The 26,929-nt window shown below is 67.3% G+C and carries 25 protein-coding genes; 12 read left to right on the forward strand and 13 right to left on the reverse strand.

Annotated elements, in window-relative coordinates; genetic code table 11:
* Positions 1 to 88: 88 nt before the first annotated feature.
* From glk to VH88_RS14520, 12 genes are all read right to left on the reverse strand, one after another.
* Entirely contained in the window at positions 89 to 1,060 is a 972-nt protein-coding gene (gene glk, locus VH88_RS14465; protein ID WP_045811871.1) for a glucokinase, read from the reverse strand.
* A gap of 30 nt (positions 1,061 to 1,090) precedes the next feature.
* Positions 1,091 to 2,980, reverse strand: coding sequence for a phosphogluconate dehydratase (gene edd / locus VH88_RS14470; protein ID WP_045811872.1), 1,890 nt, complete (start codon positions 2,978 to 2,980; stop codon positions 1,091 to 1,093).
* Between the two features lies 1 nt (position 2,981).
* The gene (pgl, locus tag VH88_RS14475) at positions 2,982 to 3,698 is read right to left on the reverse strand and encodes a 6-phosphogluconolactonase (protein ID WP_045811873.1); all 717 of its coding nucleotides are present in this window, start codon (positions 3,696 to 3,698) and stop codon (positions 2,982 to 2,984) included.
* Complete coding sequence (gene zwf / locus VH88_RS14480) at positions 3,691 to 5,151, reverse strand: glucose-6-phosphate dehydrogenase (protein ID WP_045811874.1); 1,461 nt, start codon at positions 5,149 to 5,151, stop codon at positions 3,691 to 3,693. The genes pgl and zwf overlap by 8 nt, the downstream gene beginning before the upstream one ends.
* 48 nt (positions 5,152 to 5,199) lie before the next feature.
* Positions 5,200 to 5,823, reverse strand: a complete 624-nt coding sequence (gene hisIE, locus VH88_RS14485; RefSeq protein ID WP_045811875.1) for a bifunctional phosphoribosyl-AMP cyclohydrolase/phosphoribosyl-ATP diphosphatase HisIE — start codon at positions 5,821 to 5,823, stop codon at positions 5,200 to 5,202.
* Between the two features lie 172 nt (positions 5,824 to 5,995).
* A complete protein-coding gene (hisF, locus tag VH88_RS14490) occupies positions 5,996 to 6,763 on the reverse strand; it encodes an imidazole glycerol phosphate synthase subunit HisF (RefSeq protein WP_045811876.1) in 768 nt (255 codons plus the stop codon).
* A gap of 31 nt (positions 6,764 to 6,794) precedes the next feature.
* Complete coding sequence (hisA, locus tag VH88_RS14495; RefSeq protein WP_045811877.1) at positions 6,795 to 7,532, reverse strand: 1-(5-phosphoribosyl)-5-[(5-phosphoribosylamino)methylideneamino]imidazole-4-carboxamide isomerase; 738 nt, start codon at positions 7,530 to 7,532, stop codon at positions 6,795 to 6,797.
* A complete protein-coding gene (gene hisH / locus VH88_RS14500) occupies positions 7,526 to 8,128 on the reverse strand; it encodes an imidazole glycerol phosphate synthase subunit HisH (RefSeq protein ID WP_045811878.1) in 603 nt (200 codons plus the stop codon). The genes hisA and hisH overlap by 7 nt, the downstream gene beginning before the upstream one ends.
* Positions 8,125 to 9,561, reverse strand: a complete 1,437-nt coding sequence (hisB, locus tag VH88_RS14505) for an imidazoleglycerol-phosphate dehydratase HisB (RefSeq protein WP_045811879.1) — start codon at positions 9,559 to 9,561, stop codon at positions 8,125 to 8,127. The genes hisH and hisB overlap by 4 nt, the downstream gene beginning before the upstream one ends.
* A 136-nt stretch (positions 9,562 to 9,697) precedes the next feature.
* The gene (gene hisD, locus VH88_RS14510; protein WP_045811880.1) at positions 9,698 to 11,005 is read right to left on the reverse strand and encodes a histidinol dehydrogenase; all 1,308 of its coding nucleotides are present in this window, start codon (positions 11,003 to 11,005) and stop codon (positions 9,698 to 9,700) included.
* A complete protein-coding gene (hisG, locus tag VH88_RS14515) occupies positions 11,005 to 11,886 on the reverse strand; it encodes an ATP phosphoribosyltransferase (RefSeq protein WP_045811881.1) in 882 nt (293 codons plus the stop codon). The genes hisD and hisG overlap by 1 nt, the downstream gene beginning before the upstream one ends.
* A 10-nt stretch (positions 11,887 to 11,896) precedes the next feature.
* A complete protein-coding gene (locus VH88_RS14520; RefSeq protein ID WP_045811882.1) occupies positions 11,897 to 12,187 on the reverse strand; it encodes a YerC/YecD family TrpR-related protein in 291 nt (96 codons plus the stop codon).
* 149 nt (positions 12,188 to 12,336) lie between these two features.
* Here VH88_RS14520 and VH88_RS14525 point away from each other — a divergent pair, with 149 nt between their 5' ends.
* The 12 genes from VH88_RS14525 to VH88_RS14580 all read left to right on the forward strand — a co-directional run bounded on the left by VH88_RS14525 (position 12,337) and on the right by VH88_RS14580 (position 25,457).
* Positions 12,337 to 13,545 (forward strand): NAD(P)/FAD-dependent oxidoreductase, encoded by a 1,209-nt coding sequence (locus VH88_RS14525; protein WP_082064528.1) that lies wholly within the window; start codon positions 12,337 to 12,339, stop codon positions 13,543 to 13,545.
* An 80-nt stretch (positions 13,546 to 13,625) separates the two neighbouring features.
* The gene (locus VH88_RS14530) at positions 13,626 to 15,047 is read left to right on the forward strand and encodes a circularly permuted type 2 ATP-grasp protein (RefSeq protein WP_017504409.1); all 1,422 of its coding nucleotides are present in this window, start codon (positions 13,626 to 13,628) and stop codon (positions 15,045 to 15,047) included.
* The gene (locus VH88_RS14535; RefSeq protein WP_045811884.1) at positions 15,047 to 15,985 is read left to right on the forward strand and encodes an alpha-E domain-containing protein; all 939 of its coding nucleotides are present in this window, start codon (positions 15,047 to 15,049) and stop codon (positions 15,983 to 15,985) included. The genes VH88_RS14530 and VH88_RS14535 overlap by 1 nt, the downstream gene beginning before the upstream one ends.
* A gap of 2 nt (positions 15,986 to 15,987) precedes the next feature.
* Positions 15,988 to 16,830 carry a transglutaminase family protein gene (locus VH88_RS14540; RefSeq protein ID WP_045811885.1) on the forward strand — a complete coding sequence of 281 codons (843 nt, stop codon included), beginning with the start codon at positions 15,988 to 15,990 and terminating at the stop codon, positions 16,828 to 16,830.
* Between the two features lie 61 nt (positions 16,831 to 16,891).
* Positions 16,892 to 17,677: a peptidase gene (locus VH88_RS14545; RefSeq protein WP_045811886.1), complete on the forward strand. Its 786-nt coding sequence runs from the start codon at positions 16,892 to 16,894 to the stop codon at positions 17,675 to 17,677.
* A gap of 95 nt (positions 17,678 to 17,772) precedes the next feature.
* Positions 17,773 to 20,139 (forward strand): TonB-dependent siderophore receptor, encoded by a 2,367-nt coding sequence (locus VH88_RS14550; RefSeq protein WP_045811887.1) that lies wholly within the window; start codon positions 17,773 to 17,775, stop codon positions 20,137 to 20,139.
* Positions 20,140 to 20,214: 75 nt separating this feature from the next.
* Positions 20,215 to 20,901: a Fe2+-dependent dioxygenase gene (locus VH88_RS14555; RefSeq protein ID WP_045811888.1), complete on the forward strand. Its 687-nt coding sequence runs from the start codon at positions 20,215 to 20,217 to the stop codon at positions 20,899 to 20,901.
* A gap of 67 nt (positions 20,902 to 20,968) precedes the next feature.
* Positions 20,969 to 21,646, forward strand: coding sequence for a PepSY-associated TM helix domain-containing protein (locus VH88_RS14560; RefSeq protein WP_082064529.1), 678 nt, complete (start codon positions 20,969 to 20,971; stop codon positions 21,644 to 21,646).
* Between the two features lie 11 nt (positions 21,647 to 21,657).
* Positions 21,658 to 22,167 carry a DUF2271 domain-containing protein gene (locus tag VH88_RS14565; RefSeq protein WP_045811889.1) on the forward strand — a complete coding sequence of 170 codons (510 nt, stop codon included), beginning with the start codon at positions 21,658 to 21,660 and terminating at the stop codon, positions 22,165 to 22,167.
* Positions 22,168 to 22,178: 11 nt separating this feature from the next.
* Entirely contained in the window at positions 22,179 to 22,979 is an 801-nt protein-coding gene (locus VH88_RS14570; RefSeq protein WP_045811916.1) for a DUF4198 domain-containing protein, read from the forward strand.
* 10 nt (positions 22,980 to 22,989) lie between these two features.
* The gene (locus tag VH88_RS14575) at positions 22,990 to 24,096 is read left to right on the forward strand and encodes an FAD:protein FMN transferase (RefSeq protein ID WP_082064530.1); all 1,107 of its coding nucleotides are present in this window, start codon (positions 22,990 to 22,992) and stop codon (positions 24,094 to 24,096) included.
* Complete coding sequence (locus VH88_RS14580) at positions 24,093 to 25,457, forward strand: sulfite reductase subunit alpha (RefSeq protein ID WP_045811890.1); 1,365 nt, start codon at positions 24,093 to 24,095, stop codon at positions 25,455 to 25,457. The genes VH88_RS14575 and VH88_RS14580 overlap by 4 nt, the downstream gene beginning before the upstream one ends.
* 22 nt (positions 25,458 to 25,479) lie before the next feature.
* Here VH88_RS14580 and murC read toward each other — a convergent pair whose 3' ends face one another.
* Positions 25,480 to 26,889, reverse strand: a complete 1,410-nt coding sequence (murC, locus tag VH88_RS14585; protein ID WP_045811891.1) for a UDP-N-acetylmuramate--L-alanine ligase — start codon at positions 26,887 to 26,889, stop codon at positions 25,480 to 25,482.
* Between the last annotated feature and the right edge of the window lie 40 nt (positions 26,890 to 26,929).

Genomic DNA, 26,929 nt, shown 5'->3' on the forward strand with positions numbered 1-26,929 from the left:
GAGTTTCCTCTCCTAGATGGAAACACACAAACGCTACGGTGACGGTTCGGTTCACGCCGCCGTGAGATTTTCGTGATCGCCCGTCGCGTCAGGCCTCCGACTGGGCGAAGGCGACCCGCGCAGCGCCCAGCAGGGCGGCGTGTTTGTGCATGATCACCTCGGTCGGAATGTCCTGCATATACTCCTTGAACCGGCCCTTGCGTTCGAAGCGCTGACGGAAAGGGCTAGTCTTGATGAAGGGCAGGATGCGCGGAACGATGCCGCCGGCGATATAGACGCCGCCGCGCGCCCCGGTGGTCAGGGCGATGTCGCCGGCGACCGCGCCCAGGATGGCGCAGAAGCGGGCCAGGGTCGCGCCGCACGGGCTGTTCGGATCGGCCAGGGCCGTTGCGGTGATCTGGGCCGGATCGTCGATATGGGTCTCGCGTCCGTCGATCTCGGCCAGGGCCCGGTGCATGTTCAGCAGGCCCGGCCCGCAGATCAGACGCTCTATAGACACCCGGTCATAGCGGCGACGCAGAATGCGCAGGATTTCGTCCTCGACCGGATCGCCGGGGGGGAAGCAGGCGTGTCCGCCCTCGGACGGCATGGCCATTTCCTTGCCGGCCGCATCGCGCACCAGGGCCGAGACGCCGAAGCCTGTGCCGGGGCCGAGCACCGCGACGGTGCAGTGCGGATCGCCGTCGACCGGCCCGCCCAGGCTCTCCAGCTGGTCTTCCGGCACGATGGGCGCGCCCCAGGCCAGGGCCTCGAAGTCGTTGATCAGTTTGACCGGCTTCAGGCCCAGGGTCTGAAGCTCCGCCTCCGACACCTGCCAGGGCGAGTTGGTCAGGTCGATGGCGCCGTCCGTGACCGGGCCGGCGACGGCGATCACGCCGCCCGTCGGCTTGACTTCGCAGCCGTCGATGAAGGCGGCGACGCCTTCCAGGAAGGTCGGATAGGTCTCGGCCGGGAAGCTCTCGTGGTGGTCCAGCACGGGCTTGCCGTCCACCATGCGGGCCACGGCGAAGCGGGCGTTCGTGCCGCCGACATCGCCGACGAGAAGGGTCTTGTCATTCATTGGGGCGTTTCCTGCGCTCGGTTCGGTGGATCAGGCGTCCACGGTCCGATCGACGAAGTTGGGATTGGGCAGGGTGTCGTCGTTGCCGCGCGAGCCGGTCGGCAGGGCGAAACAGACCGTCGCTCCCTGTTCGGCCGTGGTGACCACATGGCGGAAGGCGCCGAACAGCTCACGGCCATAGCCCCAGGACGAACCCTCGGCGTTGACCGGGGAGCGGGCGGCGGGCGGCCTAGCGGTCAGGTCGGAAACGCCGACGGTGGTCAGAACCCCGGCCTCGGCGTCCAGGCGGATGATGTCGCCGTCCTGAACATGGGCCAGCGGACCGCCGGCCAGGGCCTCGGGCGAGACGTGGATGGCGGCGGGCGTCTTGCCGCTGGCGCCCGACATGCGGCCGTCGGTGACGAAGGCGACCTTGAACCCCTTGTCCTGAATGACCGACAGGGCCGGCGACAGGCTGTGCAGTTCGGGCATGCCGTTCGCCTTGGGGCCCTGGAAGCGCAGGACCACGACCACGTCGCGGAACAGCTTGCCATCCCGGAAGGCTTGCAGCGCGTCTTCCTGCGTTTCGAACACGGCGGCGGGCGCCTCGACGATGCGGTTCTCGGGTTTGACGGCGGAGATCTTGATGACCGCGCGACCCAGGTCGCCCTGAACCAGACGCAAGCCCCCCTCCTTGTCGAAGGGATTGGACGTTGGGCGCAGGATGTCGAGATCGAGACTTTCCTGAACCCCGTCGCGCCACACCAGTTCGCCGTCCACCATCGACGGTTCCTGGAAATAGGCCTGGATGCCCTGACCCATGATGGTGGTGACGTCGGTATGGATATTGCCCGCCATCGCCAGCTCGCGGGCGATGAAGGCGACGCCGCCGGCGGCCTGGAAGGCATTCACATCCGCCGAGCCGTTCGGATAGACCCGCGCCAGCAACGGCGTGACCGACGACAGCTCGTCCATGTCGGTCCAGTCGATCAGCACGCCTGCCGCCCGCGCCATGGCGACCAGGTGGATGGCGTGATTGGTCGAGCCGCCGGTGGCCAGCAGGGCCACGATCATGTTGACGATGGACTTCTCGTCGATGACGTCGGCCATGCGGCACTCGCCGCTGCGCGCCAGTTCGACCGCCCGTTTCGCGGCCGCGGCGGTCAGGGCGTCGCGCAGGCCGGTGTCCGGATGGACGAAGGCGGTGGAGGGCATATGCAGGCCGCCCAGCTCCATCATCATCTGGTTGGAGTTGGCGGTGCCGTAGAAGGTGCAGGTGCCGGGCGAGTGATAGCTGCCGATCTCGCTTTCCAGCAGGGTCTGACGATCCACCTTGTTCTGCGCATATTCCGCCCGGACGCGGGCCTTTTCCGCGTTCGGAATGCCCGACGGCATCGGGCCTGCGGGTGCGAAGACGACCGGCAGATGGCCGAAGGCCAGGGCGCCCATGAACAGGCCCGGTACGATCTTGTCGCACACGCCCAGCATCAGGCCGGCGTCGAAAGCGTCGTGGGTCAGGGCGATGCCCGCCGACATGGCGATCAGGTCGCGGCTGAACAGCGACAGCTCCATGCCCGGACGACCCTGGGTGACGCCATCGCACATGGCGGGGGTGCCGCCGGCGACCTGGGCCGTGGCGCCGACCTCGCGCACGGCCTTGCGCACCACGTCGGGGAAGCGCTCGAACGGCTGGTGGGCCGAGAGCATGTCGTTATAGGCGGTGACAATGCCCAGATTGGGCTTGGACCCGTCCATCGCGGTCAGCTTGTCGGCGATGGTCTGGCCGGCGAAGGCGTGGGCCCAGTTGGCGCAGGACAGTTTGGCGCGTCCGGCGCCGCTGTCGCGGGCGGCGTCCATGCGACGGATGTAGTCGGCGCGGGTCTCGCGGCTTTTCTCGACGATGCGGGCGGTGACCGCGGCGACCGTAGGATGAAGCGCCATTTCAGCCTTCCTCCGTCCACAGAACTTCAAGGGGAACGCCTGCGGCGATCAGGGCGGCGATGGGCTGGATATTGGGATCGCCCTGGGCCTGTTCTTCGAAGACACGACGCTTGGCGGCGCCCTTCAGGCCCAGGATCACCCGGCCCGCAGACATCAGATAGGGCAGGTTAATCGACAGCCGTTCGAGTGTCGGCGCCATGCCGTCGCGCCCATGCGGCACGCCCAGCACCGTGGGCTTCAACGTCGGCGTCAGCAGGGTCTTCAGCGTCGGGCTTTCGGGGAACATGGAGCAAATATGGCCGTCCTCGCCCATGCCCAGCAGCACCGCATCGAACCGCCCGCCGGCATCGGCCAGGGCCTTGGCCGCCACGATGGCCGCGCGGTCCACGGTGACCTCGGGCGTATAGAGCGGGATGAAGCGGGCCGTCGCCGCCTTGTCCTGAAGAAGCACGTCGCGGATCAGACGGGCGTTCGAGTCCGGCGAGGTCTCGGGCACATACCGCTCGTCCACCAGGGTCACGGCGATTTTAAACCATTTCAGATCGGTCGCCGCCAGGCGGCGATAAACGGGTGCGGGCGTCGAACCGCCGGGACCGGCGAACAGGGCCTGGCCGTGATCACGGACGGACGCGCCAAGCGTTTCGGCCAGACGCGCGGCGATGGCTTCGGCCCAAGCCTCGACGGAGGCGAAGGCTTCGATGGCGGGGGTCTCAGACATCGGTGGTATTCCAGTCGCGGCCGGTGCGGGCCATCAGCATGTCGGCGCTGTCGGGGCCCCAGGTTCCGGCGACGTAGTCGTCGGGCTTCAGACCGGATTCGGCCCAGGCCTCAGACACCTCGTCCACCCATTTCCAGGCCTGCTCGGCCTCGTCGCGCCGCACGAACAGGGTCGAGTCCCCCGCCATCGCGTCCAGCAGCAGGCGCTCATAGGCGATGCGGCGACGCGGCGGGGCGGCGGACTTGCCGTCCACCCCCCACGACAGGCTCATCTTGATCGGCTGCAATTGCATGCGCTGATCCAGGCCCGGACGCTTGTTCATCACCGTCAGAGAGATGTCTTCCTCGGGCTGCAGCTCGATGATCATCCGGTTGGCCTGAACCTCGCCGCGATCGTCGCGGTCGAAGATCGAGTGGGGCACCGGCTTGAACTGGATGACGATCTCGGTGCGCTTCTCGGGCAGGCGCTTGCCGGTCCGCATAAAGAAGGGCACGCCTGCCCAGCGCCAGTTGTCGATGTCGGCGCGAACGGCGACGAAGGTTTCGGTGTCGGACGGCTGGCCGCATTCCTCGTCATAGCCCTTGGCCGGCTTGCCCTCCGAGACGCCCGCCACATACTGACCCCGCACGGTCACGCGCTCGGCTTCGTCAGGCGTGATCGGGCGCAGGGAGCGCAGCACCTTGACCTTCTCGTTGCGCACCGAGTCCGGGTCCAGGTCGCTGGGCGGCTCCATCGCCACCAGGCACAGCAGCTGCAGCATGTGGTTCTGCAGCATGTCGCGCAGGGCGCCGTATTCGTCATAGTAGGGCCAGCGGTCGCCGACCCCCACCGTCTCACCGATCGTGATCTGCACGTGGTCGATGGACAGGTTGTTCCACAGCGGCTCGAAGATCGTGTTGCCGAACCGCAGCGCGATCAGGTTCTGGACCGTCTCCTTGCCCAGATAGTGGTCGATGCGGAACACCTGGTTCTCGCTGAAGGCGTGGGCCACGGCGTCGTCGATTTCGAGGAAGGACTTCAGGTCGCGCCCGACCGGCTTTTCCAGCACGATGCGGCAGTTCTTTTCGGCAAGGCCCGCCGCCTTCATCGCCGTGACGATGCGGGCATAGAGCGAAGGGGATACGGCCAGGAAGGAGGTGACCTCGCCGTCGCCGACCTTGTCCTTCAGCGGCTTCAGGCTTTCGGGCGAGGTGGCGTCCACCGCCAGATAGTCCAGGCGGGCCTTCATCCGCGACCAGCTGGCTTCGTCCCAAACCTTGTCCGCCTCGGCGCGCGCCTTCACCGCCTCGTGCACCTTGGCGATATAGTCGTAGGCGCTCTCTTCCGAACGCGCGGCGCCGATGATCTTCAGTCCTTCAGGCAGAAGGCCGTCGTGTTCGAGGAAGTAGAGCGACGGCAGGAGCATGCGCATCGCCAGATCGCCGCCACCGCCAAACAGAATGAGAGCCGCCATGTCTTGTCCCTCGATGATCCCATTTGTCGGGACGCACGCCTTTACGGTCTAGCCGCTGTCTTTGGCCGCTTCCGCTCGCGAGGCCAACACGTCCAGCACGTCCTGAAACACCATGTTACGGGCATGGAGAAGAACGAGCAGGTGATAGATCAAATCCGCAGCCTCGCTGGCGAGTTCCTCGTCCGGGCCGGCGACGCCGGCCAGAGCGGTCTCCACGCCCTCTTCGCCGACCTTCTGGGCGATGCGTTTGGGCCCCTGCGCGACCAGTCGGGCGGTCCAGCTTTCGGACGGATCGGCAGCGGCCCGTTTGGCGATGGTTCGCTCCAGCCGGGCGATCCGACCCAAGCCCGGCGCGTCGGCCTCTCCGAAACAGCTCGTTCGGTTCAGGTGGCAGGCGTTTCCGACCGGCCTGACGCCCAACACGATGGCGTCGGCGTCGCAGTCGGCCGTGATGGAGACGACGTAAAGCCGGTCGCCCGAGGTCTCGCCTTTTCTCCAACGCCCCCCGCGCGAGCGTGAGAAGAAGGTAGCTTCGCCGGAGGCGATCGTCTCGTCCAGCGCCGCGCGATCCATATAGGCCAGGGTCAGGACCTGCAGCGTCGCGGAGTCCTGAACCACGACAGGGACCAGGCCGTCGCCCTTGGCGAAGTCGATGGTGTTCGGGTCGATCATGGTCGTTGTTCCTGATCCTCCACCGCGAAGCGGGGGAGGGGGACCGCGCGCAGCGCGGTGGAGGGGGCGAAATCGGGCAAGGTGCTGAATGTCGCGAGACAGTGTCTGAGGTCGCCCCCTCCACCGCTTCGCGGTCCCCCTCCCCCGTTCCGCTGCGCTTCTCGGGGGAGGATCATGTGCGCATCTCCAACCCTTGCTGCGCCAGATAGATCTTCAGGTCGGGAATGGCGATGGCGCCGGTGTGGAACACGCTGGCGGCCAGGGCGCCGGAGACGTCGGCCTGTTCGAACACAGCCTTGAAATGCTCGGGCGCGCCGGCGCCGCCCGAGGCGATCAGGGGAATGGTCAGGCGTGCTCGCGCGGCGGACAGTTGCTCGATGTCATAGCCGCGCCGAACCCCGTCCTGATCGATGCAGTTCAGCACGATCTCTCCGGCGCCCAGGCTCTGCGCCTCGTCCAGCCAGTCCAGGGTGCGTTTGCCGGCGAGGCGGCGCGCGGACGCGTCGCCGGTGTATTGGTGGACCACCCAGTCGCCGTCTTCGAACCGGCTGTCGACGCCGACGACGACGCATTGGCTGCCCAGCCGCGCAGCCATGTCGGCGATCAGTTCGGGCCGTTCCAAGGCGGGAGAGTTGATCGAGACCTTGTCCGCCCCGTGGTCCAGGCAGCGCGCCGCCTGCTCCACGGTGCGAATGCCGCCGGCGACGCAGAAAGGAATGTCCAGCAGTCGGGCGATGTCCTTGATCCAGCCGTAGTCCAGCGTCCGCCCTTCGGGACTGGCGGTGATGTCGTAGAAGACCAGTTCGTCGGCACCCGCATCGCGATAGCGGGCGGCCAGCTCGGCCGCGTCGCCCATGTCGGTGTGACCGACGAACTTCACGCCCTTGACCACCCGGCCGTCCTTTACGTCCAGGCAGGGGATGATCCGCCGAGCGGTCATCTGACCGCCCCGCTTGATGCAGGATGGACGGTCATGAGCGTTTGGCTGCCGCGATGGCTTCGGGCAGGGTGAAGCAATTCTCGCAGAGCGCGCGTCCGACAATGGCCCCGTGACAGCCCAGCGCCTTGACCGCCGCGATGTCGTCCAGCGAGGAAACGCCGCCCGAGGCCTGCAGCACCAGATCCGGCCGACGGCTGCGGATTTCGGCCAGTAGATCCAGGTTCGGCCCGGTCAGGGCGCCGTCGCGACCGACGTCGGTCACCAGCAGGTGTTTGGCCGTCCCCTTGGGATAGCGATCCAACGCCTCCCAAAGCGTCATGCCGGAGGACTGGGTCCAGCCCTTGAGCGCGGGGACCGGCACGCCGTCCTCGATCTTGACGTCCAGAGCCAGGGTGATGTGCTCGACGCCGAAGATTTCCAGCCAAGTCGCCACCGCCTCAGGCTGGGTCACGGCCAGCGATCCGACCACGACGCGCGACACGCCGGCGTCCAGCAGCTTTTTTACATCGTCGGCGCTGCGCACGCCGCCGCCCGACTGAACCTTGACGTCTATGGCCTGGGTCAGTTCACCGATCAGGGCGTGCTGGCGCGCCTCGCCCGCCTCGGCGCCGTCCAGATCGACGATGTGAATCCACTCGGCACCTTCGGCCGCAAAGGTCGTCAGGCGGGCGGCCGGCTGCTGGTCGTAATGCGTCACCTGGGCGAAGTCGCCATGCATCAGGCGCACACAGACGCCGTCCTTCAGGTCGATGGCAGGATAGATCAGCATGACAGGCCCAGGAAGTTCTTGAGGATGGTCGCCCCGGCCTCGGCCGAGCGTTCGGGGTGGAACTGACAGCCCCAGCGGTTGGCGGATCGAACCACAGCCGGAACGACGCCGCCATAGTCGGCGCGCGCCAGGGTCGCCGGTCCGTCGGCACAGACGAAGCCGTGGACGAAATAGGCATAGGCGCCGTCGGCGACGCCCTCCAGCAAGGGGTCGTCGCGGTCGCACGTCAACCGGCTCCAGCCCATGTGCGGCACCGGCAGATCGCCCGCAGGCTTCAGCCGCGTCACCGCGCCGGGAATGAGGCCCAGCAGATCGACGCCGTCGCCCTCGTCGCTCGATCCGAACAGCAGTTGCTGACCCAGACACACACCCAGCAGAGGGCGCGAGAAGGCGCGGATCGGCGCGATCAGACCCAGGTCCGACAGGCGCTTCATGGCGTATCCGGCCGCGCCTACGCCAGGCAGGATGACCCGTTCAGCCTCGGCGATCACGGTCGGATCGTCGGTCAGGCGCACGGTCGCGCCCAGCCGCTCCAGCGCGAACTGTACCGAGGCGACATTTCCGGCGCCGTAGGCGATGACGGCGACCTCGGTCACAGAACCCCCTTGGTGGACGGCACGGCGTCGCCCTCGACGCGGATGGCCTGGCGCAAGGCGCGGCCGAACGCCTTATAGACGGCTTCGGTCTTGTGATGGTCGTCCTGGCCCGTGACCTTGATGTGGACGGCCGCGCCCATGGCCTCGGCCAGCGACCGGAAGACGTGGGCGGTCAGGTCGGTGCGGTAGTCGCCGATGAAGGGCGTCTCGAACGTGCCCTCGAACAGCGGATACGGGCGGCCGGAAAGATCGATCGAGACGGTCGCATTCGCCTCGTCCATCGGCAGGACGAAGCCGTAGCGGGCGATGCCCTTGCGCTCGCCCAACGCCTGTTTCAACGCCTGGCCGAGGGCGATGGCGCTGTCTTCGATCGTGTGGTGCGGATCGGTGTGCAGGTCGCCTTCGCATTGCAGACGCAGGGAGAAGCCGCCGTGGGCCGCGATCTGCTCCAGCATGTGATCGAAGAAGCCGACGCCGGTTTCGATCTTCACCGGACCGGGCGCATCAAGATCGACCGCGCAGACGATGCGGGTTTCCTTGGTGTCGCGCACCGCCTGACCAACGCGGGCGGGGCGGCGTTTGGCGGGCGTCAGGCCGAAGGCGGCGAGCAGCCGGTCGTTGACCTCGGACTTGATCGAGATCGGCAGACGCAGACGCTCGCCGGACAGATCGGCCTCGACGCCGTAGGCCTTCAGACCGGCCAAGGCCGCGGCAGGCTCCTCTGGGCGAGCCATGATGATGGGACCGACGCCCGGTTCGACCGGCATCTGGCGACCCAGTTCGCGCACGACCCGTTCGCGCTCGCGCCTGACCGAGGCGATCCGCTCGGCGGTCTCGATCATCCGCGACGGATCGAGCGCCTGCATCGCCAGCCGCACCAGCGGTTCTGGCAGGGCATAGGGTTCCAGCACCGACACCAGACGCGCCAGGGTCTCGGCTTGGGCGATCGCCGCGCCGACGCGGGCGCCGGCCAGGCCATAGGCCAGAGACAGGCTGCGCAGCACGACCAGGTTCGGCTGATCGGCGACGACGGTCACGGCCGAGACGCTGTCGGAGAACTCGATCAGCCCCTCGTCCACCACCAGCAGGGCGGGGGCGACGCGGGCGGCCATTTCGGCGACGGCTTCGGGCGAGCCCAGGGCGCGGATGACGACGATACTTGCTTCTGGGGCGGGTTCGCGCTTGGCCGGATAGATGGCGGTCAGGCTCTCATAGGGCTCGGCTTTCGGGGCCTCGACCGAGCCCCCGTCGCGCGCGGCGAGGCGATAGGCCAACTCCAGCCCGTGGGTCAGCCCGCGCACCGGCAGCACCTGTTCGGCAGGCACGCCATAGACGGCGGCCATGCGACCGGCGAGGGCTGAGGCGTCGCCGGGATAGCGATCCAGACCTTCGCCACCGGAAACCAGCGGCGGATAGGGAGCGGGCAGGGTCATCGGGCAGCTCCGTAGGAGAGGGCCGGAATGAAAAGTGCTGGTGAGCAAGGGGTGAGCTTCAGAACAACGAAGGTGGCGCGATACCGCTCACCTCTCTGCTCACTAGCACTTTTCACTGAACCCTCTCTGACGACGCTCATCCTTCGGCCCTCAGGTCGGCGGCGCGGGCGTGGGCTTCCAGGCCCTCCATCCGGGCCAGACGGGCGGCGATGGGGGCCAGCTGACGGGCGCCGGCCTCGGTCACCAGCTGGACCGACATGGTCGTCATGAAGCTGGCGGTGGTGACGCCGCCGAGCGTGCGGGCGCCGCCGTCGGTCGGCAGGACGTGGCTGGGACCGGCGGCATAGTCACCCAGCGTCTCGGCGGCGAACCGGCCGACGAAGACGGCCCCGGCGGCCTTGATCGAATCGACCAGCGGCTCGGGATCGTCGATCTGGATCGCCAGGTGTTCGGGACCATAGAGGTTGGCGACTTCTGCGGCGGCGTCGAGGTCGCGGACCAGGATGGCGCGGGCCTCGTTCAGAGAAGCGCGGGCGATGGCTTCGCGAGGCAGGGTTGCGACCTGAACCTCAACCTCGCTGAGGATGTAGTCGATGGTGGCGCGGCTGGTGGAGACCAGCAGAACCTGCGCATCCGCATCGTGTTCGGCCTGGCTGAGCAGGTCGGCGGCGGCGATCTCGGGCGCGGCGTCGCGATCGACGATGACCATCAACTCCGACGGCCCGGCCGGCATGTCGACGGCGGGACCGCCCGGCAGGGCGCTCGCCTGTTTCTTGGCCTCGGCCACATAGGCGTTGCCGGGGCCGAACAGCTTGTCGCAGGCCGGGATAATCCCGTCCTCCAGTTCGACGCCGAAGGTCAGGGCGGCGATGGCCTGGGCCCCGCCCATCAGCCAGATGGCGTCCAGCTCCGCCTCTGCGGCGGCCAGGATCATGGCGGGGTGGATGCCGCCCTCCTTGTTCGGCGGCGTGACGGCGACGCGCTGGCCCACGCCCGCGACGCCGGCCGGAATGGCCAGCATCAGCAGCGAAGAAAACAGCGGCGCGGTGCCGCCGGGAATGTAGAGGCCGGCCGAGGCGATGGGACGCCAGGCCAGTTTGGACCGCACGCCGGGCGTCGTCTCGACAAAGGGGGTGTCCTCGGGCCGGGTCGCCTGGTGGAAGACCCGCACATTGTCGGCCGCCATGCGCAGGGCGCGCACGTCGCCGGGCGGCAGGGCGTTGCGCGCCTCGGCCACAGTCTCGGGCGTGATGGCGATGCGACGGGGCGGCGCCTTGTCCAGCTTCAGGCACCAGTCGGTTACGGCCTCGCCGCCGCGCTGGCGCACGTCGTCCAGGATGGCGCGCACCACCTCGGTCACGTCGCCGGCGGTGCGTTGGGCCGGGCGGGCCAGGGCGGCCGTCTTGCCGGCCGCATCGAGGGAAGACCAGTCGATGCGTTTCATCACATCATCTTCTCGATCGGCAGGACCAGGATGGCCGAGGCGCCGGCGGCCTTCAGCTTTTCAAGCGTTTCCCAGAAGACCGCCTCCTGACAGACGGCGTGGACGGCGACCGCATCGTCGCGACCCATCAAGGGCATGACGGTGGGCGAGCCTGCGCCGGGCAGGATGGCGGTGATCTCGTCCAGCGCCGAGCGCGGGGCGTTCAGCATGACGTATTTTGCGCCTTGCGAGGACACCACGCCCGCCATCCGCTCGATGACGCTGTCCAACAACTGCTGCAGCGCGGGCTCGGGCGCGACGGGCGACTGGATCAGCACGGCCTGGCTTTCCAGAACCGTATCCTTGGCCCCCAGGCCGTTGGCCTCCAGCGTCGCGCCGGTCGAGACCAGGTCGCAGATGGCGGCGGCCAGCTTAAGCCGGGGCGCGACCTCGACGGCCCCGCGCATGACCACAATGTCGGCCTTGACCCCGCGTTCGTCGAGGAAGCGGCGCAGGATCTTCGGGTAAGAGGTGGCGATACGCAGACCGTCGAGCGAGGCCGGACCGTCATAGGCCAGCGTCGGAGGCGTGGCGATCTTGAGCGTGCAGCGACCAAAGCCCAGCGGCATGACGACCGAGGCGTTCGGTCCGCCGTTGCGGCCTTCCTCCAGCACATTCTCGCCGACGATGCCCAGATCGCACACGCCGTCCGCCACGAAGGTGGGGATGTCGTCGTCGCGGACGCGCAGCAGGTCGATCGGATAGTTCTCGACCCGGTACAGCAAGTCGTTGTGACCCTTGACCCATTTCAGGCCCGCGTCGCGGATCAGGTCGAGGCTGCGGTCGGCCAGACGGCCGGATTTCTGGACGGCGATGCGAAGCCGGCCCTGCACGGTGCTCATGTTCGGATACTCAGTTCTTGGTCTTCAGGCGGTCCAGGGCGAGGCGATAGCCCTGATGCGGCATGTCTTTCAGATAGCGGGCGACGCGAACGACGGTGGTGGGGCTGGCATGGGCCTCTGCGGCGATCTCGCGATAGGATTTGCCGCCGGCGTCGAGCAGGCGCGCCACCTGCCAGCGCTCGGAGAAGGCGCGCAGTTCCGCAGGCGTGCAAAGATCGGCCAGAAAGGCGTCGATCTCGGCGCGCGTCTGCATCGACAGCAGGGCGTCATGCAGGTCGTCACGGGCGGGCGGGGTCGTCATGCGCGTTCCACTATGCTGTAACGGTGGAACGGTCAAGGGGATGTCTAGTGGCGAGTGGCGAGTGGCGCGTGATGAGTGGCGATAAAATCTGGGCATCCGTCGCTTGCTCGCCACTCGTCACTCGCCACTCGCCACTCTAAATGCGTCCCATGACCAAGGTTCTCATCATCGGCGCCGGACACGCCGGCGGCTCCGTCGCGGCCTTCCTGCGGCAGTATGGGCATGAAGGCCCCATCGTGCTGGCGGGCGAGGAGGATGCGCCGCCGTATCAGCGGCCGCCGCTGTCCAAGGCTTGGCTCAAAGGAGAGGCGGATCTGGAGGCGCTGCTGCTGCGGCCTCTGAGTTTCTACGCCGAGCAGAACATCGACTTCCGACCCTCGACGGTCGCCGTGTCGGTGGATCCGGCAGCGAAGACGGTAGCCTTCCACGACGGGTCGTCGGAAACCTACGACATTCTCGTGCTGGCGACCGGATCGACGGCGCGCAAGCTGCCGGTTCCGGGCGGGGACCATCCCGATCTGCTGGAACTCCGCACGATGAAGGACGCCGAGCGACTGAAGGCTGTCCTCGGGCCCGGCAAGCGTCTGGCGGTCGTCGGCGGCGGCTATGTGGGGCTGGAGGCGGCGGCGTCGGCGCGGGCCCTGGGCGCCGAGGCGGTGGTGATCGAGCGCGCGCCGCGCGTTTTGGCCCGGGTGGCGTCCGAGACCTTATCGACCTTCTTCACGGCGCAGCACCGGGCGCACGGCGTCGAAATCCTGACCGACGCTGAGGTAGTCGCTGTGGCCCGCGACGGCGTGAGCCTGGCCGACGGATCGGTGGTGTCGGCGGATGCGGTGTTGGTGGGGGTCGGCGCCCTGGCTTGCGACGCCCTGGCGCGATCGGCCGGCCTGACCTGCGACGACGGCTTGGTGGTGGACGCTGAGGCGCGCACCAGCGACCCGGCGATCTTCGCCATCGGCGACATGACCCGACGACCCATTCCGGTCCACGGCGGCGTGCATCATCGGCTGGAAAGCGTGCCCAACGCCCTGGAGCAGGCCAAACAGGCGGCCGCGGCCATCGTCGGACGGGCCGGACCCACGCCCGAAGTGCCGTGGTTCTGGTCTGACCAGTATGACGTCAAACTTCAGATCGCCGGCCTGCCGTTTGACGCCGACCGACAGGTGGTGCGCGGCGACCCGACGGCGTCGGGCTTTGCGGTCTTCCATCTGAACGGCGACCGCATCGTCTGCGTCGAGGCCGTCAACGCGCCGCCCGAGTTCATGGCCGGCAAGCAGTTGATCGCCAAGGCGACGCCTGTGGACATGGACAAGCTGGCCGATCCGGCGGTGTCGATGAAGGCGGTGGCCGTCGGATAAGGCGTCGCCGCAGTGCAACAAAACTGTTGCGCTTTACGTTCGTGACCGTTCAAGCTGCGACTTCAACGCGGCGGGGGCGGATGACGAGAGCTTTCGACGAAATGAATGGCGGCGGATCGGGTGCGATCCGCGACAGCTACAAGACGCTGGCGGCGTGGCTGGAAAACGCGCCGGCCGATTTGCTGCAAGCGCGCTCGCGCCAGGCGGAGCTGTTCTTCCGCCGCATGGGCGTGACCTTCGCCGTCTACGGCGACGAGGAATCCAATGAACGGCTGATCCCTTTCGATGTCGTGCCGCGCATCATCGGCGCGGACGAATGGGGTGGTCTGGAAAAGGGGCTGAAGCAGCGGGTCACCGCCATCAACGCCTTCCTGAAAGACATCTATGGACCGCAGGACTGCATCAAGGCGGGCATCGTCCCGGCCGATCTGATCCTGACCAATCCGCATTATCGGCCGGAGATGCAGGGGCGTCGTCCACCGGGCGACGTCTGGTGCCATATCTCGGGCGTTGATCTGGTGCGCACGGGCGAGGACGGCTTCTATGTTCTCGAAGACAACTGCCGCACGCCGTCGGGCGTCTCCTATATGCTGGAGAACCGCGAGATGATGATGCGGCTGTTCCCCGACCTGTTCGCGGAACACGCCGTGCGTCCCGTCGAGATCTACACCGACATGCTGCTGCGCTCGCTGCAGGCTTCGGCGCCGGCGGGTGCAGGGGCGGATCCGACGATCGTCGTGCTGACGCCCGGCCCCTTCAACTCGGCCTACTACGAGCATAGCTTCCTGGCCGATAAGCTGGGCGTCGAGCTGGTTCAGGGCACGGACCTGTTCGTCAATGACGACACGGTCTTCATGCGCACGACAGAAGGGCCCAAGCGCGTCGACGTCATCTATCGCCGCATCGATGACGACTTCCTCGATCCCCTGACCTTCATGCCAAACTCCACAATCGGGGTGCCGGGGCTGATGTCGGCCTATTTCGCCGGGCGCGTGACCCTGGCTAATGCGGTCGGCACGGGCGTGGCCGACGACAAGGCCGTCTATACCTACATGCCCGAGATCATCCGCTTCTTCACGGGCGAGGACGCCATCCTGCAGAACGTGCCGACCTGGCGCTGTCGCGAGCCGGACGCCCTGAAGGAAGTGCTGGATAAGCTGCCGGAACTGGTGGTCAAGGAAGTCGGCGGATCGGGCGGCTACGGCATGCTGGTCGGGCCGACCTCGACCAAGGCCGAGATCGAGGATTTCCGCGCCAAGCTGATCGCCGATCCCGACGACTTCATCGCCCAGCCGACGCTGAGCCTGTCGACGGCCCCCACGCTGAACGGCGGCGCCCTGTCGCCCCGCCACGTCGATCTCAGGCCGTTCGTCCTGTCCAGCCCGGCCGGCGTGCGCGTCGCGCCCGGCGGCCTGACGCGAGTGGCGCTGAAGGAAGGGTCGCTGGTGGTGAACTCCAGCCAGGGCGGCGGAACCAAGGACACCTGGGTGCTGGACAACTGATGCTTTCACGCACCGCAGACAGCCTCTACTGGACCGGCCGCTACATGGAGCGGGCGGACTTTCTCGCCCGCATTCTGGAGGCGGCGATCCGTCTGGCTGCCCTGCCGGCGAAAGATCAGGCCGCCGTCACCGCCTGGGCCGGGGCCATCGCCTCGTCGGGGGTCAAGGCCGGCTTCGACGCGACCGGTCGGACCGTGTCGGAAAAGTCCGTGCGGGAATATCTGGCCTTCGGCTTCGACAATCCGACCTCGATCAAGGCCTGCATCACCAAGGCGCGGACCAATGCGCGCTCGGTGCGCACCGCCCTGACCATCGAACTGTGGGAGGCGATCAACGGCGCCTGGAACGGCCTGAACGAACTGGGCGAGCCGACTAAGCGCGACGACTTCACCAACTTCCTCGACTTCGTGAAATCGACGTCCCTGGCGGTGGAAGGCGCCTCGTCGCGGACCATGCTGCGCAATGACGCCTACTGGTTCCTGCGACTGGGCATGGCGATCGAGAGGGCCGACAATACGGCGCGTCTGCTGGACGTGAAATATCACCTGCTTCTGCCGCCCGGCGAACGGGTCGGGGGGCAGTTGGACTATTTCCAGTGGACGACCCTGCTGCGCGAGGTTTCGGCCCTGACCGCCTATCGCTGGGTCTATCGTGAAAGCGTGCGGCCCTGGCTGGTGGCGGACTTGCTGGTGCTGAACCGCCAGATGCCGCGCTCGCTGGCCTCATGCCAAGGCATGATTGTCAGCTATCTGGAGAAGCTGGCGACCGATTACGGCCGGCGCGGACCGGCGCAACGGCTGGCCTCCAATCGCCTCAGCCAGTTCAACGAGGCCAAGATCGAGGACATCTTCCAGTCCGGCCTGCACGAATACATCCAGAGCTTCCTGAACGAGAACAACGCCCTGGCCGCGGCCATCCACGAACAGTATCTGGTCTGACCATGCGGATCCGGATCGATCACTCCACCCGCTACGCCTACGCCAGGCCCGCGCGGTTCATCGTCCAGATGCTGCGCCTGACGCCCAAGTCGTGCGAAAGCCAGCAGGTCCGCGACTGGCGGATCGAAACCGATGTGGACGCCCGGCTGCGGCGCAGCGAGGACGCCTTCGGCAACATCGTTCACAGCCTCTACACCGAGCGGCCGACCGACGCCCTGACCATCCGCGTCACCGGCGAGGTCTCGACCGTCGAGACGGGCGGCGTCGTGAAGGGCCAGGCCGAGCGGCTGTCCCCCTTGGTCTATCTGCGCGAAACCCCGATGACCAAGGCCGACGCCGGGATCGTGGATTTCGCCCGCTCCATCCCCGAGGGCCCGACGCTCAATCGGATGCATCAGTTGATGGGCGCGCTGAAGGATACGGTGGCGTTCGAGGTCGGCTCGACCTCCGCCTCCCACACCGCCGCCGACGCCTTCGCCCAGAAACGCGGCGTCTGTCAGGACCATTCGCAGATCTTCATCTCGGCCGCGCGCCTGCTGGGCGTGCCGGCCCGCTATGTCTCGGGTCATCTCAGCCGTCAGGACGGACGCCACGATCAGGACGCCGCCCATGCCTGGGCCGAGGCCTGGGTCGAAGATCTGGGCTGGGTCGGGTTCGATCCCGCCAACGGCATCTGTCCGACCGAACACTATGTCCGGGTCGCGGTCGGCCTGGACGCGCGCGGCGCCACCCCGATCCGGGGCACCAGCTATGGCGGCGGCCAGGAGCAACTGACCGTCGCCCTGAATGTGCGGCCGGTGCAACAGAGCCAGCAACAACTGCAATCCAGTGGATGGCCCCGATAGGCATGACGCGCGAATCTGTTAGCGTTCAGGGATTCGCAACGCGGGGAGCGAATAGAGCGAAGTGACCTATTGCGTAGGCATGCTGGTGGACGACGGGTTGGCGATGATCGCCGACACGCGCACCAATGCGGGCGTGGACAACATCTCGTCCTATCGCAAACTCCACATCTACCAGTCGCCGGGCGAGCGGATCCTGGCGGTCGCGACGGCGGGCAATCTGTCGGTCACCCAGACGGCGCTGGCCATGGTCGCAGCCGGGGTCAAACTGCCGGACTCCACCGAGCTTGAAACCCTCCAGACCGCCCCGACCCTTTTCCGCGCCGCCCAGCTTCTGGGTCATGCGATGGCCAGCGTGCGCGCCAGCATCAATACGCCGCCGACGCCGACCGCCGATGGGCTGAACGTCACCGCCTCCATGCTGCTGGGCGGTCAGATCGCCGGCGGCAAGATGGGGCTGTATCTGATCTACGGCCAGGGCAACTTTATCGAGTGCGGGCCCGATACGCCCTATCTGCAGATCGGCGAGCTGAAATACGGCAAGCCCATTCTGGATCGCGCCCTGCACAGCTCCACCTCCCTGTCCGAGGCGGTGAAGCTTGGGCTGATCTCGTTCGATTCGACCATCCGCTCGAACATCGCCGTCGGCCCGCCGCTGGACCTGATCGTCATGCCGCGCGACCAGCTGACGGGCACGGCGCGGCGCATCGAGGCGGACGATCCCTATTTCCGCGATCTGGGTCGGCGCTGGTCCGAAGCCTTGGCCGCCGCCCACCGCGCCATGCCCGATCCGACCTGGTTGGATATCGACACGTCGGCGCCTCAGAGGAGCATCAGCGCCGTCGGCTAATTAAGATTGCGATTTGTTCGCAATTGTCTTGTGCCTTCCTGTGGAGCTGGTTATTGCGAGCGCATCGCAAAATCAGACCAAAAGGTCGCAAGAGTATGTCCGAATCCCGCGCCGCCGCGCTCCGCTCGCTTCTGTTCGCCTCCAGCGCCGCCGGCATGCTGGTCGCCGCCCCCGCCATAGCCGCTGATGTGATCGCCGAGGACGGCGTGGTCGTCACGGCCGACCAGTCCCAGCCCGCCAATCTGGGCACGATCGACGTCAACGGTCAGTTCAAGAAGCCGGCGCCCGTCAATCCCGAGTTCGTCGCGCCCCTGGTGGATATCCCGCGCGCCGTGACGGTCATCCCCCAGGCCATCATCGAACAGACCTCGGCCTCGTCCTTGCAGGACCTGCTGTCCAACTCCCCCGGCATCACCTTCGGAGCAGGCGAGGGCGGTCAGCCCCTGGCCGATCGTCCCTTCATCCGGGGCCAGTCGTCGGGCAACAACATCTTCGTGGACGGCATTCGCGACACGGGCGGCCAGCAGCGCGAGGTCTTCAACCTGGAACAGGTCGAGGTCATCAAGGGGCCGGACGCCGTTTATTCGGGACGCGGTTCGGGCGGCGGCAGCATCAACCTGGCCTCCAAATCGCCCAAGCTGAACGCCTTCACCAATGTCAGCGCGGGCGCGGGCACCGACGGCTATTTGCGCGGCACGGTCGATGCGAACCTGCCGCTGGGCGAGACCGCCGCCCTGCGCATCAATCTGATGGGCGCCCAGGGCGACGTGCGCGGCCGCGACGCCGTCGATTACAACAGATGGGGTGCGGCCATCAGCCTGGGCGCCGGTCTGGGCACGCCGTCCTCGATGGTCTTCAGCTACTATCACCTGACCAGCGATCAGATGCCGGATTACGGCATTCCGTTGTTCACCAAGATTCAGTCACGCACGACCGACAGCGGCGTTCTGGATGTGCCCTATGACAGCTTCTATGGGCTGAAGGCGCGCGACTACCTGACCAATGAGGTGGACGCCTTCACCTTCAAGGCCGAGCATCGCCTCAACGACTACGCCACGATCCGCAACGTCAGCCGCTATTCGCAGACGCTGAACGACTACATCGTCACCAATCCCGGCGACGGCGGATATGTCGGACGCGCGGCGGACGGGACCTACTGGATGAAGCGGGGCACCAAGACCCGCTGGAACCCGGTCACCACCCTGGCCAATGTGACGGATGTCTTCGGCCAGTTCGCCACCGGTTCGATCAAACACAGCTATGACGTCGGCGTGGAGCTGTCGCGCGAGCACAACAAGAACGCCTCCTATTCGACCTACACCACTTCGGGCTCGGCCTGTCCGACGGGTCTGACCACGGTGTCGGGAACGTATCCGACTGCGTCCAGTACCCTGGGCGCCGGCGACTGCACCCCGGTCTATAATCCCAACCCCGACGACGCCTGGACCGGCGTGATCAACCGCGGCCCGACCAGTTCGAACACGACCGAGGCCATCGGAGTTTATGCGAACGACAGCATTACCCTGACCGAGCGACTGATCCTGAACCTGGGCGTTCGCTGGGACCAGTATTCGGTCAAGGGCGTGAATGCGACCGCGACCCAGTCGGCCGGCGTCTGGACCACGACGGGCTATACGGCCGTTCCGGAACAGACCTGGGAGTTCACCAACTATCAGGTCGGCCTGGTGTTCAAGCCGACGCAGAACAGCAGCGTCTATGCGTCCTGGTCCACGTCTTCGACGCCGCCGACCATTTCGGCGGGCGACCAGAACGCCTCGGGCGGCACGGGCACGGTTGATGGCGTCGCCAACACGGTTCTGGATCCGGAAGACACCGAAAGCTTCGAGATCGGCGCCAAGGCCAATGTCTTGAACGACCGTCTCGCCCTGTCGGCGGCCGCCTTCCATCTCACACGCAAGAACGCCCTGATCCTGGTTCAGCCCAACATCTTCCGTCAGGAGGGCGAGGTCGAGGTCAACGGCTTCGAGTTGGGCGTGTCAGGCAGTATCACGCCGAAGTGGACCGTATTCGGCGGCTACATCTACATGGACTCCGAACTGGTGAAGGGCGCCTGCACGGTCGATGCCACGGTAACGCCGCCGGTGTGCAGGCCCAGCGCCTTTGAAGGTGACCCGCTGGCCAACACGCCCAAGCACAGCGCCAGTCTGTTCACCACCTATCGCGTCCTGCCCCGGCTGACGGTCGGCGGCGGCGTCTACTACACGTCCAAATCTCTGGGCGGGAACCAGGGCGGCGCGGGCGGCGGGAGTAACCGCATCTATGCGCCCGAATGGACCCGCGTGGACGCTTTCGCCGCCTATGATCTGACGGATCGCGCGACGCTTCAGCTGAACGTCAAGAATGCGACGGACGAGGAGTACATCATGCGCACCAACGGTATCCACCACGCCGACGTGGCCGCAGGTCGCCAGGCAATCCTGGCCCTGAACCTGCGCTTCTAAAGGCCGTTTCCCCGGCCTAGTCTGACGGCCCCGCGATCCCCCGCGGGGCCGTTTCGTCTTTCAGCGAGAACGCCCGTGCTGTTGCAGATTCCGGAAGTCTTCTCCAAGGCCGAGGTCGCGGCTCTGCGGGCGCGGCTGGACGCCGGGCCGTGGGCGGACGGCAACGCCACCTCGGGCCATCAATCGGCGACGGCGAAAAAGAACCTGCAACTGCCCGAAGAGTCGGATGTGGCGAAGGAGGTCTCGGCTCTGGTCGTCCAGGCGCTGAACGCCAATCCGATGTTTGTGGCCGCGGCCCTGCCGCACACGATCTTTCCGCCTCTGTTCAACCGTTACGAAGGCGGGGACCAGTTCGGCCTGCACGTCGACAACGCCATCCGCCAGTCCCGCACTAGCGGGGCGATCCGCATTCGCAGCGATCTGTCGGCGACCCTGTTTCTGTCCGAACCCGAGGACTACGATGGCGGCGAACTGATCATCGAGGAGATGTACGGGGCGCAGGCGATCAAGCTGCCGGCTGGCGATCTGGTCCTCTATCCGTCCAAGAGCCTGCACCGGGTCACGCCCGTGACGCGCGGGGCGCGGGTGTCGTCCTTCATGTGGATGCAGAGCCTCGTGCGCGACGACGCCGATCGCGAGACCCTGTTCCGCTTGGATATCGCCACCCAGCGCGTAGCGTCCGAAAAGGGGCCCAAGGATCAGGCGGTGATCGAACTGACCGGCGTCTATCACAATCTCCTGCGGCGCTGGACCGAAGTCTGACGGACAAGGCTCCGCGACGTCGCTAAATGCTATTGCAACCCGTTCGCAACAATGGCACAGCGACCCCGTGACCGAACTCGCCACACAGCGTCAGGCTGAAACCGCAGCCAAGGGCCCCAAACCCAAGGCGGCGCTGAACGGCGCGCGTTCGTTCTGGCTGAAGCAGCTGCATAGCTGGCACTGGATTTCTGCGGCTGTCAGCCTGGTCGGCATGATCCTGTTCGCGGTCACCGGCATCACACTGAACCACGCGGCCTCGATCCCCGGCGATCCGGTCACGGTCGAACAGACTGCGACCTTGCCGGCGCCCCTGTTGCAGCGTCTGGCCAGATTCCCGCAGGAGACGACCGATCCCGTTCCCGACGCGGTCGCCCGCTGGGCGTCCGAGGCTCTAAAGGTCGAGATCGCCGACAAGCCGACCGAGACGACGGCGCAAGAGGTCTATGTCGCCCTAGCCATGCCCGGCGGCGACGGCTGGGTCACCATCGACCGTTCGACCGGCGAGACCCTGCACGAGAAGACGACGCGCGGCTGGATCGCCTACCTCAACGACCTGCACAAGGGCCGCAACGCCGGCGTGGTCTGGTTCTGGTACATCGACGTCTTCGCGGCGGCCTGCGTCATCTTCGCCGTCACGGGGCTGGGTCTGATGGTCCTGCACGCCAAGGGTCGGCCCTCGACCTGGCCGCTGGCGGCGCTGGGCCTGCTGATCCCCGTCGTTATCGCCCTGATTTTCATTCACTGACGAGTTTTCCGATGCGCCTGCTTCCCGTCGTCATCACCACCGTCGGCCTCGCCGCCGCTGCGCCCGCCATGGCCGCCGACCTGACGGTGTCGGTCGAGATTCCGCGCCTGAACACCGCCTCCTATCATCGCCCCTATGTCGCGGTGTGGATCGAAAAGCCGGATCAATCGGCCGAACGCACCCTGGCTGTCTGGTATCAGCAGACCCGCAATAACGAAGGCGACGGCAAGGACTGGCTGAAGGATCTGCGCACCTGGTGGCGCAAGGGCGGCCGGGCCATGAGCCTGCCGGCCGACGGCGTATCCGGCGCCACACGCGCGCCGGGTCGCCAGACCGTCACCGTACCCGCCGCCCACCTGCGCAACCTTCAGCCCGGCCAGTACAACATCGTCGTCGAGGCGGCCCGCGAACTGGGCGGACGCGAAGTCGTGCGCGTGCCCTTCCGCTGGGGCGCGGCCAACACCGGCGCCGGAACCGGCTCCACCGAACTGGGCGCCGTGCGCGTCGCCGTCTCTCGCTGAGGATCATGACCATGAAGAAGACGATCGCCCTGCTGACGCTGGCCGCAGCGCTGGCCGCCCCCATGGCCGCCCAGGCCCACCGCGCCTGGCTGGCGCCCACCGCCACGACCCTGTCGGGCACGGACGCCTGGGTCGGGTTCGACGCCGGCATGTCGAACCAGGTGTTCAACCCCGACCACGCCGCCATGCGCCTGACCGGCCTGACCATCACCGCGCCGGACGGCTCGGCGGTCCAGCCCGAGAACGCCATGCAGGGCCGCTATCGTTCGACCTTCGACGCCCATCTGACCCAGAACGGCACCTACAAGATCGCCAACGTCATGAACGGCGTGATGGCCAGCTACACCCTGAACGGCGAACAGAAGCGCTGGCGCGGCGCGGCCTCGGACTATCCGGCGGGCCTGCCCGAGGGCGCGACCAATGTTCAGGCGACCCGCACCGCCAGCCGCATCGAGACCTTCGTCACCCTGAACAACCCCACCGACACCGTCTTCAAGACGACCGGAGAGGGGCTTGAGCTGGTTCCCGTCACCCACCCGAACGACCTAGTCGTGGGCGAACCCGCCACCTTCAAACTTCTGAACAACGGCCAGCCGGCGGCGAACGTCGACGTCACCGTGGCGCGCGGCGGTCTGCGCTACCGCGACAACCCCGAAGAATCGACGCTCAAAACGAACGCCGAGGGCGCCTTCACCATCACCTGGCCGGAAGCGGGCATGTACTGGCTGAACGCCTCGGTCCGCACCGAAGGCCAAGGCGAAACGCTGGGTTCCAACGCCAGCTATGTGGCGGCGATGGAAGTCCTGCCCTAAGCGAAGGGCCATGTCCGACATTCCCCCCTCGCGCGGTTCACGCGCCGCCCCGCCCACGGTCAACATCGGCGACGCCGCCCCTCTGGGCGACCGCGCCGACAACCGCGTCCTCGTGCCGACGATCGAAGGCGCGCCGCCCCGTCCGCCCAGCGACCTGATCCGCGCGCTGGGCGGCCAGACCATGGGCACGACCTGGAGCGCGCGCGTCATCGCCCCGCCCGGCGTGGGCGAGGTCGAGATCCGGTCCGCGATCGAAGAGGAACTGGCGACCGTCGTCGGTCTGTTCAGCCCGTGGGAGCCGTCCAGCGAGATCAGCCGCTTCAACACCGCGCCCGCCGGCGTCTGGGCGGTGTCCCAGCCGTTCTGGGATCTGCTGGATTCGGCGATGACCCTGGGCGACGAAACCAACGGCGCGGTCGATCCGACCCTGGGCGCCCTGGTCGATATGTGGGGCTTCGGCCCGCCAGGACCGCGTTCGGCCTTGCTGCCCGTCCCGTCCGAAGACGAGATTGCGGCGGCTGCGGCCGTGTCGGGTTGGCAGAAGCTGCGGCTGAACGGCGATGCGCGGGCGGTCATGCAGATGGGCGGGATGAAGCTGGACTTCTCCGGCATCGCCAAGGGTCATGCGGTGGATCGCGTGTCCGACCGCCTGATGGCCATGGGCGCGACCTCGCACCTGATCGAGATCGGCGGCGAGTTGAAAGGACGCGGCGTCAAGCCGGACGCCCAGCCCTGGTGGGTCGAGATCGAGCGGGTCGAGGGTTCGCCTGCGCCCCACACCGTGGCGGCGTTGTTCGATCTGGCCGTAGCGACCAGCGGCGACTATCGCCGCGCATTCCACCATGAGGGGCGCCTTTATCCCCACACCATCGACGGATCGACCGGTCGTCCGGTCAGCAACAATCTGAGTTCGGTCACCGTCCTGCACCCCTCCGCCATGATGGCCGACGCCTACGCCACGGCCCTGACCGTCATGGGGCCGTTCGACGGACCGGACTATGCCGAGGCCGTCGGCCTGATGGCCCATTTCGTCGAGCGTACCGAGCGCGGGCCGGTCGAGCGGATGTCGCCGGCCTTCGCCGCCCTGATGGACGACGACGGAGATCGTCCGGGGTGACAGCCGATCCGCAGCGCTGGCTGTGGGCGGTCGGGGCCTTGGCGCTTTGGCTGACCCTGATCGCCGTCATCTTCTGGCGTGAACGCAGGGCCAAGGCGGCGGCCCGTGCGCGGTCTGATGCTCTGGCGGGCGCAGGCGAGGGCCGGCCGCTGCTAATCGCCTTCGCCAGCCAGACGGGCTTCGCCGAGGAACTGGCGTGGATGACGGCGCGGTCTCTGGGCGATGGCGGCGTGGGCGCGCGAGTGCTGTCCTTCGCCGATCTGGATGTGCAGACGCTCAAGTCGACGGACCGTGCATTGCTGATCGTCTCGACGACGGGCGAGGGCGATCCGCCCGACAGCGCGGCCCGGTTCGTGCGCAAGGTCATGGGCGAGACGACCGACCTGTCGGAACTCCGTTTCGGTCTTCTGGCGCTGGGCGACCGCAGCTATGATCAGTTCTGCGGCTTCGGTCACGCTGTGGACGGCTGGCTGCGACGCGCCGGCGCCAAGCCCCTGTTCGATATGGTCGAGGTCGACAACGGCGAGGCCGGCGCCCTTCGCCACTGGCAGCACCAGTTGAACCAGATCACGGGCAGCGTGACGGCCCCCGACTGGACCCCGCCCGCCTACGACCCGTGGCGGCTGGTCGAACGCACCCTGGTCAATCCGGGCAGTCCCGGCGGCGAGGCCTGGCATCTGGCGTTCGAGGCCGTGGGCGCGGCGCCCGACTGGTCGGCCGGCGACATCGCCGAGGTCGGCCTGCCTGAGCGTGACGGCGTCACGCCGGGTTCACGTGAATATTCCATCGCCTCCCTGCCGTCGGATGGCCGGGTCGAGTTTCTGATCCGCCTGATGCGCCATCCCGACGGCGCCCCGGGCCTGGCGTCGGGCTGGCTGACGCAGGATCTGGCGCGGGGCGATCAGGTCGGAATGCGCCTGCGCACCAACCGCAGCTTCCACGGCCCGGCGGTCGAGACGCCGATGATCCTGATTGGCAACGGCACGGGCATCGCGGGTCTGCGCGCACATTTGAAGGCGCGCACCGACGCGGGCGGGGCCTGGCTGCTGTTCGGAGAACGCACCCAGGCGCATGACGCCTTCTTCGATGCGGAGTTGCAGGCCTGGCTGGCGTCGGGCGTGCTGCGGCGGCTGGACCGGAGCTTCTCGCGCGATGCGGGCGACGGACGATATGTGCAGGACCTGGTCGCGGCGGCGACGGATGACTTGCGCGATTGGGTCGCGCGCGGCGCGGCGATCTACGTCTGCGGCAGTCTGGAAGGCATGTCGCAAGGCGTGCATGCCGCGCTGGAAAGCGCGCTGGGGGCGGACGTGGTGCTGACCATGCTGGAAGACGGCCGCTACCGCCGCGACGTGTACTGAACCCCGTCTTTGCTGATCAGTGCTACAGGCCTAGACGCCCCAAAAGTTCCGCCGCGAAGGTCGACAGGGTGTCGTCGCGCGCGCCCATGACGATGATCCGGTCGCCCGGCTTGGCGATCTCGACGATCCGGTCGCCGCAGTCGGCGCGCGTCGCCAGCGCATCAGCCTGACGGCCGGCGGCGCGGACGCCGGAGGCGATGTCTTCCGATCCCACGCTGCGGTCGGTGGTGCCGCCGTAATAGACCGGCTCGGGCATCAGCAGCACGTCGTCCTCGCGCATCAGGCCGGCGAAACCGTCGATGAACTCCGACTTCATCAGCTTCAGCGGGCCGAACCCATGCGGCTGAAACAGGATCAGCAGCCGGCCGTCGAAGGCGTGTAGGGTCTTCAGCGTGGCGGCGATCTTGTCCGGGTTATGCGCGAAGTCGTCGATGACGGTGATGTCGCCCGCCGTCCCGACGACCTCCATCCGTCGCCGGATGCCGGCGAAGGTTTCCAGCGCCTTCACCGCCTCGGCCGTCGGCACGCCCAGCGCCCGGGTCGCACCCAGCGCGGCCAGGGCGTTGGCGACATTGTGCGCGCCGGGCACGTTCAGGATCACGTCGTGTTCGCTCCAGCGCTCGATCAGGCGGAACCGCATGCCCGTCGGCAGGGGCTGAAGATCATGGGCGGACAGGTCGGCCTTCTCTTCGCCCAGGCCGAAGGTGATCGCCTTGCCAGCCGGCAGCGTCTGGGCCAATTCCTGGGCCAGCGCCGCCGTCTCGGGATTGTTCAGGTTCAACACGGCCGTCGTCGCCCGCGCGGTGAAGCCGCCGAACAGGTCGCGCAACTCCTCCATCGACTTGTGGTCCAGCGAGATGTTGGACACCACCGCCACCGTCGGATCGTAGCGGGCGATCGAGCCGTCGCTTTCATCCACCTCCGACACGAACACGTCGGGCCCGCCGATCAGGGCGCTGGCGAACGGATGGTCGGCGTCGGCGAAGTTCTTCATCACCGCCCCGTTCATGACGGTCGGCTCGCGGCCCGTCTGATGCAGGATCCAGGCGATCATGCCGGTGATGGTGGACTTGCCGCTTGTGCCCGCGACCCCGACCGAGGTCGGGGCGTCGTTGAAGAGTTCACTGAGCAGCTCGGGCCGGGTCTTGATGGTTGCGCCGGCGCGCCTGGCCGCGCCGATGTCGGGCACCGTCTCCTCGATGGCGCCGGTGGCGATGACGGTCTGATCCGCGCGGGTCACGCCCGATCCGTCCTGAGGGTGCAGGGTGACGCCGTGGGCGCGCAGCCAATCGAACTTCTCGGGCGTGCGGCCCTGGTCCAGCGCGCGGTCCGATCCTTCGATCACGGCGCCGCGCGCCTGGACGATCATGGCCAGGGGCAGCATGCCCGACCCGCCGATGCCGCAGAAGAAATAGGAGGCGTCTTGGTTCATGCCCCCTTAGAACAGGGGATCGGGCCGGTCCGCCAGTAGG

Source organism: Brevundimonas sp. KM4, from assembly GCF_000964075.1.
Lineage (GTDB): Bacteria > Pseudomonadota > Alphaproteobacteria > Caulobacterales > Caulobacteraceae > Brevundimonas > Brevundimonas huaxiensis.